This window comes from Methylobacterium sp. Leaf125, assembly GCF_001423085.1.
In the GTDB taxonomy this organism is placed as follows: domain Bacteria; phylum Pseudomonadota; class Alphaproteobacteria; order Rhizobiales; family Beijerinckiaceae; genus Methylobacterium.
The window spans coordinates 579,199-593,265 of record NZ_LMNU01000012.1; the positions used below are offsets into that span (position 1 = coordinate 579,199).

The following is a 14,067-nucleotide window of genomic DNA, read 5'->3' on the forward strand; positions in this document are numbered from 1 at the left end:
TTCCGCTTCAATCGTCCGCGCCCATATTTGCCCATCGGCCTTTGTCAGGAAAGTTCGAGAGACCGGAGCCGAACCACGCAGTCTGACTTGGACCTGCCACTTACCGTCTCGCTTTCTAAACGATGCCATTCCGAGTCTCGCTGTGACCAGATTGTGACCGGCCCGATCAGCGATGGTTTCCTGAGGGTAAGATCGAAGCGTTCCTAGAATGCTAACCCTCTGAACTGATGATAGAATCACCCGTCGCGAGATACCTTCAGTAAACGGTCTTCCCGCACCCGACACTCAGCGAGATGATGCACGAGAGCGTGCTGGATGCGTATGGGAAGGTGATCCACACCTGATCCGGCGCCGCAGCCCCAGCGGCAAGGCGGCGATGTCGCTCACAGCCGAACGCCCGGCTTGAAAGCCGCTTGCCGGACTGGCACCTGAGCGCCCGTCGACGGGAACGGTTGGCGTGGCGCGGGGAGGAGGACCTACGATGGACGGACACGTGTACGGCGCCCTGGGTCAGCCCGGCGTCGGGTTCTTCATGGCGATCGTCATCGGGGCGCTGGCGGGATGGCTCGCCGAGCGGTTCACCGCGGCGAATATGGGTCTCATCGCCAATATCGTGATGGGCATTCTCGGGGGCCTGCTGGGCAACTACCTCGCCCACAAGTTCCACATTCCGATCTTCGGGTTCTGGCGCAACCTGATCTCGGCGACGCTCGGCGCCATCCTCATCATCACGATCTACCGGGCGGTGGCCCGACGCCGGTATTGAGCCGGCGGCGCTGCTGACGAACGACGGCCCCTGTCGCGCCGTTCCGCCGCGGCGGGTTTGCGGTCGGAGGCGTCACACCTTAAGTCCAGGGCACGCGCCGGCGTCTCGCGGGCGAATCCCGTGGATTGTCATGGCCGTCGTCCTCGACCTCCTTCGCAACGATCAGCGCCCGCGCCATCCCGAGAAGGCGCACCGGCCCGACAAGCCGATCCAGCGCAAGCCGGACTGGATCCGCGTGAAGGCACCCGGTTCCAAGGGCTGGGAGGACACCCGCAAGATCGTCCACGAGCACGGCCTCGTCACGGTCTGCGAGGAAGCCGGCTGCCCGAACATCGGTGAGTGCTGGGAGAAGAAGCACGCCACCTTCATGATCATGGGCGACACCTGCACGCGGGCCTGTGCCTTCTGTAACGTGCGCACCGGCCTGCCGGAGGGCCTCGACGCGGGCGAACCCGACAAGGTCGCGGATTCCGTCGCCAAGCTCGGCCTCCACCACGTCGTCATCACCTCGGTCGACCGCGACGATCTCGCAGACGGCGGCGCCGAGCACTTCGCTCGCACCATCCGGGCGATCCGCGCGCGCAGCCCCGCCACCACCATCGAGGTGCTGACCCCGGACTTCCTGCGGAAAGCCGGGGCCCTCGAGGTCGTGGTCGCGGCCCGGCCCGACGTGTTCAACCACAACATGGAAACCGTGCCGGGCAACTACCTCACGGTCCGCCCCGGCGCACGCTACTTCCACTCGGTGCGCCTGCTGCAGCGGGTGAAGGAGCTCGACCCGACCATCTTCACCAAATCCGGCATCATGGTCGGCCTCGGCGAGGAGCGGAACGAAGTGGTCCAGCTCATGGACGACCTGCGCTCGGCCGATGTCGACTTCCTCACCATCGGCCAGTACCTCCAGCCCACCAAGAAGCACCACGAGGTGGTGCGCTTCGTGCCGCCGGACGAATTCAAGGGCCTGGAGACTACCGCCTACACCAAGGGCTTCCTCCTCGTCTCGGCGACGCCCCTGACCCGCTCCTCCCATCACGCCGGAGAGGATTTCGCAAAGCTGAAGGCGGCCCGTCTCGCCCGCATCGCCAACGCCTAGAGTCTCGATGCCCTCATTCCGGATCAACCGCGCGGTGCGGCACTCACCGCGTCAGATGTACGACCTCGTGGCCGACGTGGAGCGCTATCCGGACTTCCTGCCCCTCTGCGAATCCCTGCGCGTCCTCCGGCGTCAGCCGGGAGCGGACGGCACGGAGGTGCTCGTGGCCGAGATGGGGGTCGGCTACAAGGCAATCCGTGAGCGCTTCACCACGCGCGTCACCCTGGATCCCGAGAACCGGCGCATCGTCGCCGAATACATCGACGGCCCGTTCCGCCACCTCGAGAATCGCTGGGTCTTTAAGGAGGCCGAGGGCGGTGGCTGCACGGTCGACTTCTTCATCACCTACGAGTTCAAGAGCCGGACGCTCGGGATGCTCATGGGCACGATGTTCGACCGCGCCTTCCGCAAGTTCACCGACGCCTTCGAGGCACGGGCGAACCGGGTCTACGGCGCGGCCTGATCCGCGCCGAGATCCACGATCACGCCGCCACCACACCACCGGCCTGACGCTCGAACAAGGCACGATAGCGTCCCTCCGGGCGAACCCGCAGATCGTCGTGGGTGCCGTCCTCGACGATGCGGCCGCCGTCGAAGACGAGGATGCGGTCGAGAGACCGCACGGTGGAGAGCCGGTGCGCGATCACGATGGCCGTGCGCCCGCGCATCAGCCGCTCCATCGCCTCTTGGATCAGCGCCTCCGATTCCGAGTCGAGGCTGGACGTGGCCTCGTCGAGGATGAGGATCGGCGCGTCGGCCAGGAAGGCGCGGGCCAGCGCCACGCGCTGGCGTTCGCCGCCCGAGAGCTTGACGCCGCGCTCGCCCACCAGGGTAGCGTAGCCCTGGGGCAAGCGGGCGATGAAGTCGTGCGCATTGGCGAGGCGCGCCGCGCGGGCGATCTCATCCGCGGAGGCCCCGGGTCGCGCATAGGCGATGTTCTCCGCCTGGGACCGGTGGAACAGGACCGGCTCCTGCGGCACGATGGCGATGTGCGCACGCAGGGACGCCTGCGTCACACCGGCAACGTCCTGCCCGTCGATGCAGACGCGGCCGCCGGTGACATCGTAGAGGCGCTGCACCAGCTTGACGAAGGTCGTCTTCCCGGAGCCCGAGCGGCCGACGAGGCCGACCAGCTGCCCGGCGGGGATCTGCACGGAGAGGTCGCGGTACAGCGGCGCCGCGTGCCCCGCATAGTGGAAGGTGACGCGGTCGAAGCGCAGGTCGCCGCTCTGTGCGACCAGCGCCGCGGCATCTGGCCGGTCCGCCACGCCGTAGGGTTCGACCTCGAGGGCGACGAGTTCCTCCATCTCGTTCACGCCCCGCTGCACCCGGTTGATGTGACCGCCGATGTCCCGCAGGTAGCCGTGCACCACGAAGTAGGTGGTCAGCACGTAGGCCACGTCGCCGGGGGTCGCCGCCCCCGTCCACCACAGCCACAGGGCCGTGCCGACGATCGCCGTGCGCAGCAGGAGCAGCAGCGCGAACTGCGCCGTGATGCTCCAGGTGATCCGCATCCAGGTGCGGTGCGTCCGTCGGTTCCACTTGCCGAGGAGCCGCGCGAGACGTGCATCCTCGCGGGCCTCGGCACCGAAGGCTTTCACCACCGCGTTGGCCCCGACGGCATCGCTCAGGGCGCCGCCGAGCCGGGAATCCCACACGTTCGAGAGCTGGGCCGCCGGCGCGATGATCCGCGTGGCCAGGGTCACGACGATACCGAGATAGACCAGCGAGCCGAGGCCGATCACCAGCCCCATCACGGGCCATTGCAAGCCGAGGAGCAGCATGGTGCCGACGAGCACCACGAAAGCCGGCAGCAGTTCCAGCAACAGCGTGTCGTTCAGCCCCTCGAGGGCCCACATCCCCCGAGAGACTTTGCGCACGGTGGAGCCCGAGAAGCTGTTGGCGTGCCAGTCGGTGGAGAGGCGCTGGACCCGGTGGAAACCGGCCTGCGCCACGGCCTGCATGGTCGAGAGGGTCAGCGGCACCACCAGTGACCAGGCCACGTGGCGTAGCCCCAGGGTGACGAGCCCCAGGCCACCCATCGCCGCGAAAGCGACGAAGGCTTCCCAGCGGGCCGCCGCGCGGTCGACGGCCGAGAGCGCATCGACCAGCCGGCCGGCGAACAGGGGCAGGAACACGTCGGCCAGAGTCGAGCCGACGATCGCCGCGTGGACGCCGCCGAGGAGGGGGAGTCGGCTGCGCCATTGGCGGACGAGGAACGCGAGGACGGCCCGATAGGCCTCCGCGCCTTTCAGGCGGTCGAGGATCATGGACGCGATCACGGCGCGGAACGTGCGCCGACTCCGTGGACGGCACGGGCGCGACAGCGACCGGCCGGAGAAGGAAGAGGACGAGACGGGGACGCGATGGCGCGCTCAGGCGCGCGGCGACGTCAGACCGGCAGGCGCACGCGGCGCGGGCGGGCCGGGGCGGCGAACGATACCGAGATCATGCAGCCTCCCCATGGGTTCACGGTCGAACGCGGCGCGAATGCCCCGCGAGCCGTACCCTCTCAGGCGAGCGTGTCGGTTTCAAGACGTCGGTGCGAGGGCCAATTCGAGGAGGCCCATCGCATCACCCACCGCCTGACGGCGGATCTCGATGCGGCCGAGATCGCCGTAGCGCCGCTCCAGGTGGCGCACGGCGCCGCCCGCGGCCGCGAGGCCGAAATGCACGAGGCCGACCGGTTTGTCGGCGCTGCCGCCACCGGGTCCGGCGATGCCGGTGATCGCGACGGCGACGCTGGTGCGGGCCTGCGCGAGGGCGCCCTCGGCCATGGCCCGGGCCACCGGCGCGCTCACTGCGCCGTGGGCGGCGATGAGGTCGGCCGGTACGCCGATGCTCTCGGACTTCGCCGCGTTCGAGTAGGTGACGAAGCCGCGCTCCAGCACGGCCGAGGAGCCCGGGATCGCGGTCAGCAGCCCGGCGACGAGGCCGCCGGTGCAGGATTCGGCCGTGGCGACCGTCAGCCCCGCCGCTGCGTAGGCGGCGACGAGCGCCTCCGCCCGGGCCAGCAGGGCGGGATCGTCGATCACGAGCGGCGCTCGGCCGTCTCGTCGGCGGCGTCGAGTTCGGCCGTCACCTCGGGCAGCCGCACGGTGGCGGCGGCCTGCGCGGCGAGGCCCTCGGCGCGCCCGACGAAGCCGAGCTTCTCGGTGGTGGTCGCCTTGATCGAGACGGAACTCAGCGGCACGCCCGCGATCTCGGCGATGCGGGCGCGGATGGCCTCGCGATGGGCGCCGATGCGGGGGGCCTCGGCCAGGACGGTGATATCCAGGTGGTCGATCTTTCCGCCGCGCGCCCGCACCAGGTCCACCGCATGGGCGAGGAAGCGGTCGGACGCGGCGCCGCGCCACTGCTCGTCGCTCGGCGGGAAGTGGGTGCCGATGTCGCCGTCGGCAATCGCGCCCAGGAGCGCATCGGTGAGGGCGTGGAGGGCGACGTCGCCGTCCGAGTGCGCGAGGACGCCACGGTCGGCGGGGATCTTCACGCCGCCGAGCCAGACATGGTCGCCGTCCGTGAAGGCGTGGACATCGAAGCCGGTGCCGAGGCGGGTGACGTAGGTAGTCATGGGATGAGCCTCGCTCTGGGCGGTTGGGTATTGGCCGGAGAAGCCGCGATCGGCCTCGATCAGGTCGGCCGGCTGGGTGATCTTGCGATTGCGCGGGTCGCCCTCGAAGACGACGACGGCCAGGCCGGCCCACTCGGCGAGGGCTCCGTCGTCGGTGAAGGCGTGCAGGTCGGCCTCGGCCGCGCGGCGATGGGCGTCGCGCAGGGGCCCGTAGGCGAAGGATTGGGGCGTCTGCACGGCGCGCAGACCCTCGCGCTGCGGCGTCTCGCGGACCCGACCCGTGCCGTCGCCGAGGTCCTCCACCACCTTGATCGTGTCGGTCACCGCAATGCCCGGAACGGCGGCGCGGTGGTCACGCCCCGCCTTGAGGGCGCGCTCGATCAGGGCCACATCCACGTGCGGACGGGCGGCGTCGTGGACGAGAACGAGGTCCGGTGCGTCGGCGCCGTCCAGGGCCTCGAGTCCGGCACGGACCGATTGCTGGCGGGTCGCGCCGCCGGGCACGGGCTCCGCAAGCTTGCCCCGGGTGGCGGCGTCGAGGTCGTCGAGGCAGGCCCGGTAGAAGTCGGCGGCGTCCGGCGCGATCACGGGCTGGATGCGGGCGATGCCCGGATGGGCCGCAAGGGCCGCCAATGTCCGGGTCAACACGGCCTGACCGCCGACGCGGCGGTACTGCTTCGGGGTGTCGCCCCCGATGCGGATGCCGCGACCGGCGGCGACGACCACCGCTGCCGCATTCCACGCGGTGCCGGACATGCGTATGCTCCCGCGCTTCGGGGGTGTGAGATTCCGCGCATCCGCCGGTCACCGCGCGTCCGCGATGCGAAGGCCTTGGCGACCCACCGATGGGCGGTTTGTCGTTTAAGCGCGGGAGAAGCTGAAATCAAATCCGTCGAATCGCTTGCGCCTCGGGCGGTTTTGTCTATTTGTTGAGCACAATGTGCGCTGATGATTATTTGAGCTTTCTTCGTCGGACGGAGACCGATGGCGGCCCCGCGGCTCGGGGTGGCACGAGGCCTGTCCCGGTTCTTCTGGCGCCGCTATCCGGCGTTACCGATCTGCATGTCCGACGCATCGCGCGACGCCTGGGGGCGAGCGCGGTCGTCTCCGAGATGGTGGCCGCCGCCGAACTGGCCCGCGGCGACCAGGAAGCTCAGCTGCGCGCCGAGGGCAGCGGCGTCGATCCGCACGTCGTTCAGCTCGCCGGCTGTGCGCCGGAGCCGATGGCGGAAGCCGCGCGCATCGCCGAGGCGAACGGGGCGGACGTGATCGACATCAACATGGGCTGCCCGGCCAAGGTCGTGACCGGCGTCGCCTCGGGCTCGGCGCTGATGCGCGACATCGAGGGGGCGACCCGCATCCTCGCCGCGGTGCGAGGAGCCGTGCAGATCCCCGTCACTGTGAAGATGCGCCTCGGCTGGGACCACGCCAATCTCAACGCCCCGGACCTGGCGCGCCGGGCCGAAGGGCTCGGGCTGAACGCCGTGACGGTGCATGGCCGGACCCGGCAGCAATTTTACAAGGACCAAGCCGATTGGGGCGCGATCCGCGCCGTCGTCGAGGCGGTGGCGATCCCCGTCATCGCGAACGGCGACATCGCCACCCTGGCCCAGGCGCAAACCTGCCTCGCGCGCTCCGGCGCCGCCGGCCTGATGGTCGGGCGGGCGGCGGTGGGTCGGCCCTGGCTCGTCGGCGCCCTCGCGGCCGGTCTCGCGGGCCGAGCCGTCTCCGTCCTGTCGGGAGCCGAGAAGGCCGCCCTGGCGGTGGAACATTACCAGGGGCTCCTCGCCCTCTACGGCCTGCGCATGGGCGTGCGCCACGCCCGCAAGCACCTGGCAGCCTATGCGGAGGCCGGCGGCGGCCTCTCGGCCGAGGACCGGATGCGTCTCCTCACCACCACGGACCCGGCGATCGCCACCGCGCTCCTGGCCCGGGCATTCGGCGAAAACATTGGCGAGGACATGGGCAAGGACATCGGCGAGACGCTGCCGCACGCCATCGGGGAGGCCGCATGAGCTCGGACAAGCCGATATCAGGCCGCAGCAGCGCAGCGCGACCCGACGCCATTCCGACCAACGAGGCAGTGATCAACGCCCTGCCGCTGCCGGTCCTGACGGTTGGAGCGGACGACCACATCCTCCACGTCAACCATGCTGGCGAGACCTTCTTCGACCATTCCGCCCGACTGATGCAGCGGCGGCGTCTCTCGGACATCATCCCCTTCGCCTCGCCGATCATCGCCCTGGTGGCGGAGGTGCGGCGCCGCCGCGCGAGCGTCAGCGAGTACGGAGTGGAGCTGGTGCAGCCGCGCTCGGGCCTGGAGCGCAGCGTCGACGTCTTCGCGACGCCGCTGGGCGACGACGAGGAGGCCGTGGTCCTGATGCTCCAGGAACGCACCATCGCCGACAAGATGAACCGCCAGCTGACGCACCGGGGCGCCGCCCGCTCCATGGTGGCGCTGGGCGCCATGCTGGCCCACGAGATCAAGAACCCCCTCGCGGGCATCCGCGGCGCGGCCCAGCTTCTCGAGCAGTCGGGCAATGAGGACGACCGTCTCCTGACCCGGCTGATCTGCGATGAATCCGACCGGATCGTGCGAATCGTCGAGCGCATGGAGCTGTTCGGCGACGAGCGCCCGGTGGAGCGCGGCTCGGTCAACGTGCACGGTGTGCTCGACCAGGTGAAGCGCTCGGCGCAGTCGGGGTTCGCCCGCCACATCCGCTTCGTCGAGACCTACGATCCATCCCTGCCACCCGTGCTGGGCAACCGCGATCAGCTCGTGCAGGTGATCCTGAACCTCGTGAAGAACGCCTCCGAGGCCATCGGTGCCGACGCGGTCGACGGGGAAATCACGCTGTCGACGGCCTTCCGCACCGGCCTGCGCCTGCAGGTCCCCGGCTCGCGTGAGCGCGTCAGCCTGCCGATCGAGGTGGCGGTACGGGACAACGGCCCCGGCGTCTCGGCAGACCTGCTGCCCGACCTGTTCGATCCCTTCGTCACCACGAAGGCGCAGGGCTCCGGCCTCGGACTTGCATTGGTCGCCAAGATCATCGGCGACCATGGCGGAATCGTCGAGTGCGATCCGGTCCCCCGCCGAACCACCTTCCGCCTTCTTCTCCCCATGTCGAGCGCCCGCGACGGGCGCGAATCGTCCGCGGAACTGTAGAGTCGCGTCATGCCCAACGGACACATCATCGTCGCGGATGACGACGCCGCCATCCGCACCGTCCTCAACCAGGCGCTGTCGCGGGCTGGGTACGAGGTCCGCTCGACCGGCAACTGCGCCACCCTCTGGCGCTGGGTCGCCGAGGGCGCGGGGGACCTCGTCATCACCGACGTGGTGATGCCCGACGAGAACGTCTTCGACCTGCTGCCGCGCATCAAGCGCGTGCGGCCGGAGCTGCCGATCATCGTCATGAGTGCGCAGAACACCTTCATGACGGCGATCCGCGCTTCCGAGCGCGGGGCTTACGAGTACCTGCCCAAGCCCTTCGACCTGAAGGAGCTAATCGCCATCGTCGGGCGCGCCCTGTCCCGCCCGCGCGGCACCGCGCCAACCGGGACGGACCCGGGCAACGAGGACATCCCCCTGGTCGGACGCTCGCCGGCCATGCAGGAGATCTACCGGGCCCTGGCCCGGCTGATGCCGACCGATCTCACCGTGATGATCACCGGCGAGTCCGGCACCGGCAAGGAGCTGGTCGCCCGGGCCCTGCACGATTACGGCCGGCGCCGGACCGGCCCGTTCGTGCCCGTGAACATGGCCGCCATCCCGCGCGACCTCATCGAATCCGAGTTGTTCGGCCACGAGAAGGGGGCGTTTACAGGGGCACTGTCGCGCTCGGCTGGCCGGTTCGAGCAGGCCGAGGGCGGCACGCTGTTCCTCGACGAGATCGGCGACATGCCGATGGAGGCGCAGACCCGCCTCCTGCGCGTGCTGCAGCAGGGCGAGTACACCACCGTCGGCGGCCGGGTCCCGATCAAGACCAATGTCCGCATCATCGCGGCGACGAACAAGGACCTGCGGGTCTCGATCCAGCAGGGTATCTTCCGCGAGGACCTCTTCTTCCGCCTGAACGTGGTACCCCTGCGCCTGCCCGCCCTGCGCGAGCGCTCCGAGGACGTGCCCGACCTCATCCGCCACTTCTTCATCCTGGTGGAGCGCGAGGGCCTGAGCCGCAAGCAGCTCGACGGCGAGGCGATGGAGCGATTGAAGCGCTATCGCTGGCCCGGCAATGTCCGCGAGTTGGAGAACCTCGTCCGGCGGCTTGCCGCGCTCTACCCGCAGGAGACGATCACCGGACCGGTCATCGAGGCCGAACTCGACACCCTGCCGTTGGCGCAGAACCAGCCGTCCGGTGCTACCGGCACCCGCAAGGCGGGCGGCGAGGCCGAGACCCTGTCGGGGGCGGTGGAGCGCCACCTCGCCGAGTATTTCGGTGGGTATCGCGATACGCTGCCTCCGCCGGGCCTGTATCACCGGATCCTGCGCGAGATCGAAGGGCCACTGATCGGCGCGGCCCTCGCCGCCACGCGCGGCAACCAGATCCGGGCGGCGGAGCTGCTGGGCGTGAACCGCAACACCCTGCGCAAGAAGGTCCGCGACCTCGACCTGCAGGTCTTCCGCAACGCGCGGTGACCGTCGCGGGCGACGCCGAGGCGTGCGTATCACCGCTGTTCCACTTCAGCGAAGATCCGGCGATCCGGGTCTTCGTGCCGCGTCCCGTCCGGGTCGCCATCGATCGTGGCCCGGACCGCGCCTGGCTGAACGACCCCCTGGTCTGGGCGATCGATGCCGTCCACAGTCGGCTCTACCTCTTCCCGCGCGACTGCCCCCGGATCGTGATCTGGCCGACCGGTGAGACCTCGCCGGAGGACCGGCGGACCTGGTTCGGTGATGTCACGGGCCGGGCCGTCGCCTATGTGGAGGAGGCCTGGATGGACCGGATCCGATCGGGAACGCTCCACCGCTATGGCATGCCGCCGGTGACCTTCGAGGCCATCGGCGAGCCGGGAGCCTGGGTGTCGCGCCGTCCGGTCGTACCCTCAGGCTGCGACACGCTCAAGGATCTGCCCGGCGCGATGGCCGCGGAGGGTCTGGAACTGCGCGCCCTGCCGCGCCTCACCCCCCTCGCACCGGTCTGGCGATCAACGCTCCAGGCCAGCGGTCTGCGCCTGCGCAATGCGCAGGACTGGGTGACGCCGGCCGGCGGCCCACCGAGGCCGTACGCGGTCTCGGATACCGAACCGGCGCCGCAACGGCAGCGCCGGCTCTGACGGGCTCAGACCTGCGTCTCGCGCAGCATCTCCGGCCGTACCGTCAGGAGGATGACCAGCCCGCCGGCCGCCATCGCCGCGGCGATCAGCCAGAAACCGAGGGTCAGGCTGCCCGTGCTGGTCTTGATCCAGCCGAGGACGAAGGGGCTGACGAAGCCGCCGGTCAGGCCCAGGCTGTTGATCAAGGCGATCCCCCCGGCGGCGGCCGACCCTTTGATGTAACCGGTGGGGATCGACCAGAACAACGGCATCGTGGTGATGATGCCGAGCGCCGCCAGGGTGATGAAGACGAAAGACAGCACCACGCTTCCGCTCGAATAGATCAAGCCGATCAGCGCCAGGGCCGAACCGAAAGCCGATCAGCGCCAGGGCCGAACCGAAAGCCGTCAGCGCCAGGTGCCAGCGCCGCTCCAGGGTCCGGTCCGAGTGGGCCCCGATGACGACCATGCCGACAGCGGTTATCCCGTAAGGGATCGCGGCCAGGAGGCCGATCTGGAGCGGGTTCGCGTAGCCCATCTCCTTGATCATCGTCGGCAGCCAGAAGGTGATCAGGTAGGTGCCGGCGATGAAGCAGAAATAGGCGAAGGACAGGACGAAGATCCGGGGATCCCGGAAGGCGGCGAAGAAGGCGTGCAGACCGTGCGGCTCCGCATCGGAGCCGTTCCGCTCCAGGGCGAGGTTCTGGCGGATCAGGGCCTTCTCATCGGAGGAGAGCCACTTCGCCGTGTCGGGTTTGTCGTCGAGGTAAAGGAAGATCACCAGCCCGAGGAGGGTGGTGGGCAGGCCCTCGAGGACGAACATCCACTGCCAGCCCTTCAGACCCCAGATCCCCGCCATGTCGTTCATAATCCAACCGGAGATCGGGCCGCCGAGGGCGCCGGCGACGGCGATACCGCTCATGAAGATGGCAATGATGCGCGCCCGGTACGCGCCGGGATACCAGTAGGTGAAATACAGGATGATCCCCGGGAAGAAGCCGGCCTCGAAGACGCCGAGGAGAAAGCGCAGGCCATAGAAGGCCCAGGGCGCATGGACGAAGGCCATGAGGGCGGAGACCATGCCCCAGATGACCATGATCCGGGTGATCGTCCTCCGGGCTCCGATCTTTTCGAGGAGCAGGTTGCTCGGCACTTCGAACGCGAAGTAGCCGAGGAAGAAGATCCCGGCTCCGAGCCCGTAAACCGCGTCGCTGAACCCGAGATCGGTTTTCATCTGGAGCTGGGCGAAGCCGACGTTGATCCGGTCCAGATATGCCAGGACGTAGCAGACGAATAGGATGGGAACCAGTCGCCAGGTAATCTTGGCATAGACGGCCGCCGGTTTCGATGAGATCCGGTCACTCACCTCATGATCGGTATCGAGAGCTGTTGCATGCATGGCTTTTCCTCCAACGCTTTTTCATTTTTGATTCTTGTATGAATGCTGATTTTTGCGGTCTGACCCGAAGCTTTCCCGCGGCCGATACACTGATCGACTCTGGCTGGCGTGCCCCTGGGCGCAGGCATGCTGTCCCATGACGCAAGGCGGATCGCGGGGCGGACGGCCGCGCAGCCGTCACGCCCGGTCTGTGCAGGCCGCCCCATCGGCGATCCGCTCGCATCGGGCCGTCACCGCCTTCGCAGGCGGCCAGTCCCAGCTGAATGTCCCGGCGACCCGCGAGGCCTCGAAGGCGTGAGAGAGCCCTTCGGCGCCCGTGCGCCGACCATTGCGAAGGATCCAAGTGGTCCGTGGGATCGATGGCGGCGGCGCGGCCGAACCGTCAGCGCAGGAAGCGATCGGCGTAACTCGCGCCGAGGCCGATCCGCTCGTAGTGCTGACGAACGTTCTCGAGCTTGGTGAAGACGTCCTCGTAGCCCAGGGGTTTTCCGTAGGGATCCACGTAGACGTAGCCGCCGGTGACATGGAAGAGCGTCGCCATCTCGGTCACGTCCTCGGGGACCACCAGCGTGTGGGTCTCCCCCGGCGGCTCGAAGGCGTAGTCCCCGGCGGTCGCCACCCAATCATGCTCGAGGTAGTGCCACTTCCCACGCAGCGTCAGGGCATGCACCGGCCCGTTGTGGCGGTGGCGGGACAGGATGCCGGATGCGCGGACGCGCAGGATATTGACGTAGTAGCCCTGGCTGACGCTGAGGACGAGCGGCTTGAACGCGACATCGTCGGACTGCGGGATCCAGTGACGCTCGTCGGTGTCGAGATCGAGGGCCCCTCCGATGAAGATGTCGTCCATCATGCCGGTGGGTTGGGGCAGCTGGAAAGCGATCTTGCTGGTATCCAGCCGGGGCTTTTCCATCATGGCGACCTGCGGCCGGACCTGATCGAGAACGGTCATCCTGAACTCCGGATTGCTTGGCTTCGGTCCGGAAGTAATGTGCCGAATACTGGCCTCGGATCTATGCAGCTGGTTTCAGAGTTCCTATGACCACGGTTCACAGATGAGGCGGACCGCGACGTGGAGTTCAAGGATCTGGCGACCTTCGTGAGAGTCGCGGAGGAGGGCGATTTTTCGGCGGCGGCACGTAGCCTGGGCCTGACGCCCTCGGGGGTCAGCAAGACGATCGCGCGCCTCGAAGACGGCCTTGGCCGGCGCCTGCTGCAGCGCTCCTCGCGCGCGATGCGCTTGACGCCGGAGGGCGAGAACTTCCTGGAGGCGGCTCGCCGGGTTCTCGGCGCGATGGAGGAGGCAAAAGCCATCGGCTCCGCGATCCCGGCCGGCACGCTGCGGATTCGGTGCGTGCCTACCTTCGCGCGCTACCAACTCGCCCCGATCATCCCGGCGTTCCGTCGCCTCTACCCGCGCCTGCGCATCGCGTTCGTTCTCAGCAACGAGCGAACCGCATCCCTGGACGATCAGGCGGATGTGGCGATCGCGAGTGGCGACCTTCCGAATTCGAGCCTGATTGCCCGGCGCATCGCCAGCAGCCGCTGGGTCATCTGCGCGTCTCCCGCGTATCTCGCCGAGCGGGGTTCCCCGGCATCGCCGGCGGATCTCGAACGTCACGAGTGCCTCAACTTTTCGATGCAGACGAAATGGAATTCGTGGTCGTCGGTCGTTGGCACGCCCAACGCCGAGGGCGGCATCGTGGCCAATCAGGGCGACATGCTGCTGGCCCTGGCGCGAGCGGGAGCCGGGATCGTACGCCTCGCCGAGTTCCATATCAGCGAAGACCTGCGGTCCGGACGCCTCGTCCAGCTCTTCCCGGACGAGCAGGATCAGACCGAGGAGCCGATCTACGTCCTTTACCAGGAGCGACGGAACCTCAGCCCGCGGATCCGGGCGTTCGTCGATTTCGTGGAACGCGCCTTCGCGGACACGCCGTGGCGGTACGAGTCCCGTCCGGCCTGAGCGGCCCGCGGGACGGC

General features: G+C 68.6%; 13 protein-coding genes and 1 pseudogene. 8 read left to right on the forward strand and 6 right to left on the reverse strand.

Going from position 1 to position 14,067, the window contains the following annotated elements; all coding sequences use genetic code 11:
- The first annotated feature begins 481 nt into the window (after nt 1–481).
- The 3 genes from ASF58_RS13785 to ASF58_RS13795 all read left to right on the forward strand — a co-directional run bounded on the left by ASF58_RS13785 (nt 482) and on the right by ASF58_RS13795 (nt 2,322).
- Nucleotides 482–766 carry a GlsB/YeaQ/YmgE family stress response membrane protein gene (locus ASF58_RS13785; protein ID WP_055953023.1) on the forward strand — a complete coding sequence of 95 codons (285 nt, stop codon included), beginning with the start codon at nt 482–484 and terminating at the stop codon, nt 764–766.
- Between the two features lie 130 nt (nt 767–896).
- Nucleotides 897–1,859: a lipoyl synthase gene (gene lipA, locus ASF58_RS13790; protein ID WP_055953027.1), complete on the forward strand. Its 963-nt coding sequence runs from the start codon at nt 897–899 to the stop codon at nt 1,857–1,859.
- Between the two features lie 7 nt (nt 1,860–1,866).
- A complete protein-coding gene (locus ASF58_RS13795) occupies nt 1,867–2,322 on the forward strand; it encodes a type II toxin-antitoxin system RatA family toxin (RefSeq protein WP_055953030.1) in 456 nt (151 codons plus the stop codon).
- A 19-nt stretch (nt 2,323–2,341) separates the two neighbouring features.
- Here ASF58_RS13795 and ASF58_RS13800 read toward each other — a convergent pair whose 3' ends face one another.
- The 3 genes from ASF58_RS13800 to ASF58_RS13810 form a co-directional block, all read right to left on the reverse strand.
- On the reverse strand, nt 2,342–4,129 hold the full coding sequence (locus ASF58_RS13800; RefSeq protein ID WP_055953033.1) for an ABC transporter ATP-binding protein: 1,788 nt from the start codon (nt 4,127–4,129) through the stop codon (nt 2,342–2,344).
- Between the two features lie 261 nt (nt 4,130–4,390).
- Nucleotides 4,391–4,894 (reverse strand): CinA family protein, encoded by a 504-nt coding sequence (locus ASF58_RS13805; protein ID WP_055953036.1) that lies wholly within the window; start codon nt 4,892–4,894, stop codon nt 4,391–4,393.
- Entirely contained in the window at nt 4,891–6,186 is a 1,296-nt protein-coding gene (locus ASF58_RS13810; RefSeq protein WP_055953039.1) for a bifunctional 2-C-methyl-D-erythritol 4-phosphate cytidylyltransferase/2-C-methyl-D-erythritol 2,4-cyclodiphosphate synthase, read from the reverse strand. Before ASF58_RS13810 ends, ASF58_RS13805 begins: the two co-directional genes overlap by 4 nt.
- A 182-nt stretch (nt 6,187–6,368) precedes the next feature.
- Between ASF58_RS13810 and dusB the strand changes: the two genes are divergently transcribed.
- From dusB to ASF58_RS13830, 4 genes are read left to right on the forward strand one after another with little or no spacing between them, the layout of a single operon-like run.
- The gene (gene dusB / locus ASF58_RS13815) at nt 6,369–7,445 is read left to right on the forward strand and encodes a tRNA dihydrouridine synthase DusB (RefSeq protein WP_055953042.1); all 1,077 of its coding nucleotides are present in this window, start codon (nt 6,369–6,371) and stop codon (nt 7,443–7,445) included.
- Complete coding sequence (locus ASF58_RS13820; protein ID WP_244477318.1) at nt 7,442–8,596, forward strand: ATP-binding protein; 1,155 nt, start codon at nt 7,442–7,444, stop codon at nt 8,594–8,596. The genes dusB and ASF58_RS13820 overlap by 4 nt, the downstream gene beginning before the upstream one ends.
- 9 nt (nt 8,597–8,605) lie before the next feature.
- Nucleotides 8,606–10,069: a nitrogen regulation protein NR(I) gene (ntrC, locus tag ASF58_RS13825; protein ID WP_055953045.1), complete on the forward strand. Its 1,464-nt coding sequence runs from the start codon at nt 8,606–8,608 to the stop codon at nt 10,067–10,069.
- Nucleotides 10,066–10,707, forward strand: coding sequence for a DUF6886 family protein (locus tag ASF58_RS13830; protein WP_348271591.1), 642 nt, complete (start codon nt 10,066–10,068; stop codon nt 10,705–10,707). The genes ntrC and ASF58_RS13830 overlap by 4 nt, the downstream gene beginning before the upstream one ends.
- A 5-nt stretch (nt 10,708–10,712) precedes the next feature.
- Here ASF58_RS13830 and ASF58_RS27115 read toward each other — a convergent pair whose 3' ends face one another.
- The 3 genes and pseudogenes from ASF58_RS27115 to ASF58_RS13840 all read right to left on the reverse strand — a co-directional run bounded on the left by ASF58_RS27115 (nt 10,713) and on the right by ASF58_RS13840 (nt 12,937).
- Nucleotides 10,713–11,009 carry a hypothetical protein gene (locus tag ASF58_RS27115; protein WP_244477340.1) on the reverse strand — a complete coding sequence of 99 codons (297 nt, stop codon included), beginning with the start codon at nt 11,007–11,009 and terminating at the stop codon, nt 10,713–10,715.
- Nucleotides 11,010–11,109: 100 nt separating this feature from the next.
- A pseudogene (locus tag ASF58_RS13835) lies at nt 11,110–12,084 on the reverse strand (MFS transporter); the annotation flags it as partial.
- A 382-nt stretch (nt 12,085–12,466) separates the two neighbouring features.
- Complete coding sequence (locus ASF58_RS13840; protein ID WP_082513081.1) at nt 12,467–12,937, reverse strand: 2,4'-dihydroxyacetophenone dioxygenase family protein; 471 nt, start codon at nt 12,935–12,937, stop codon at nt 12,467–12,469.
- Nucleotides 12,938–13,156: 219 nt separating this feature from the next.
- On the opposite strand from ASF58_RS13840, the gene ASF58_RS13845 reads away from it, so the two are divergent.
- Nucleotides 13,157–14,050: a LysR family transcriptional regulator gene (locus ASF58_RS13845; RefSeq protein WP_055953048.1), complete on the forward strand. Its 894-nt coding sequence runs from the start codon at nt 13,157–13,159 to the stop codon at nt 14,048–14,050.
- Nucleotides 14,051–14,067 lie beyond the last annotated feature (17 nt).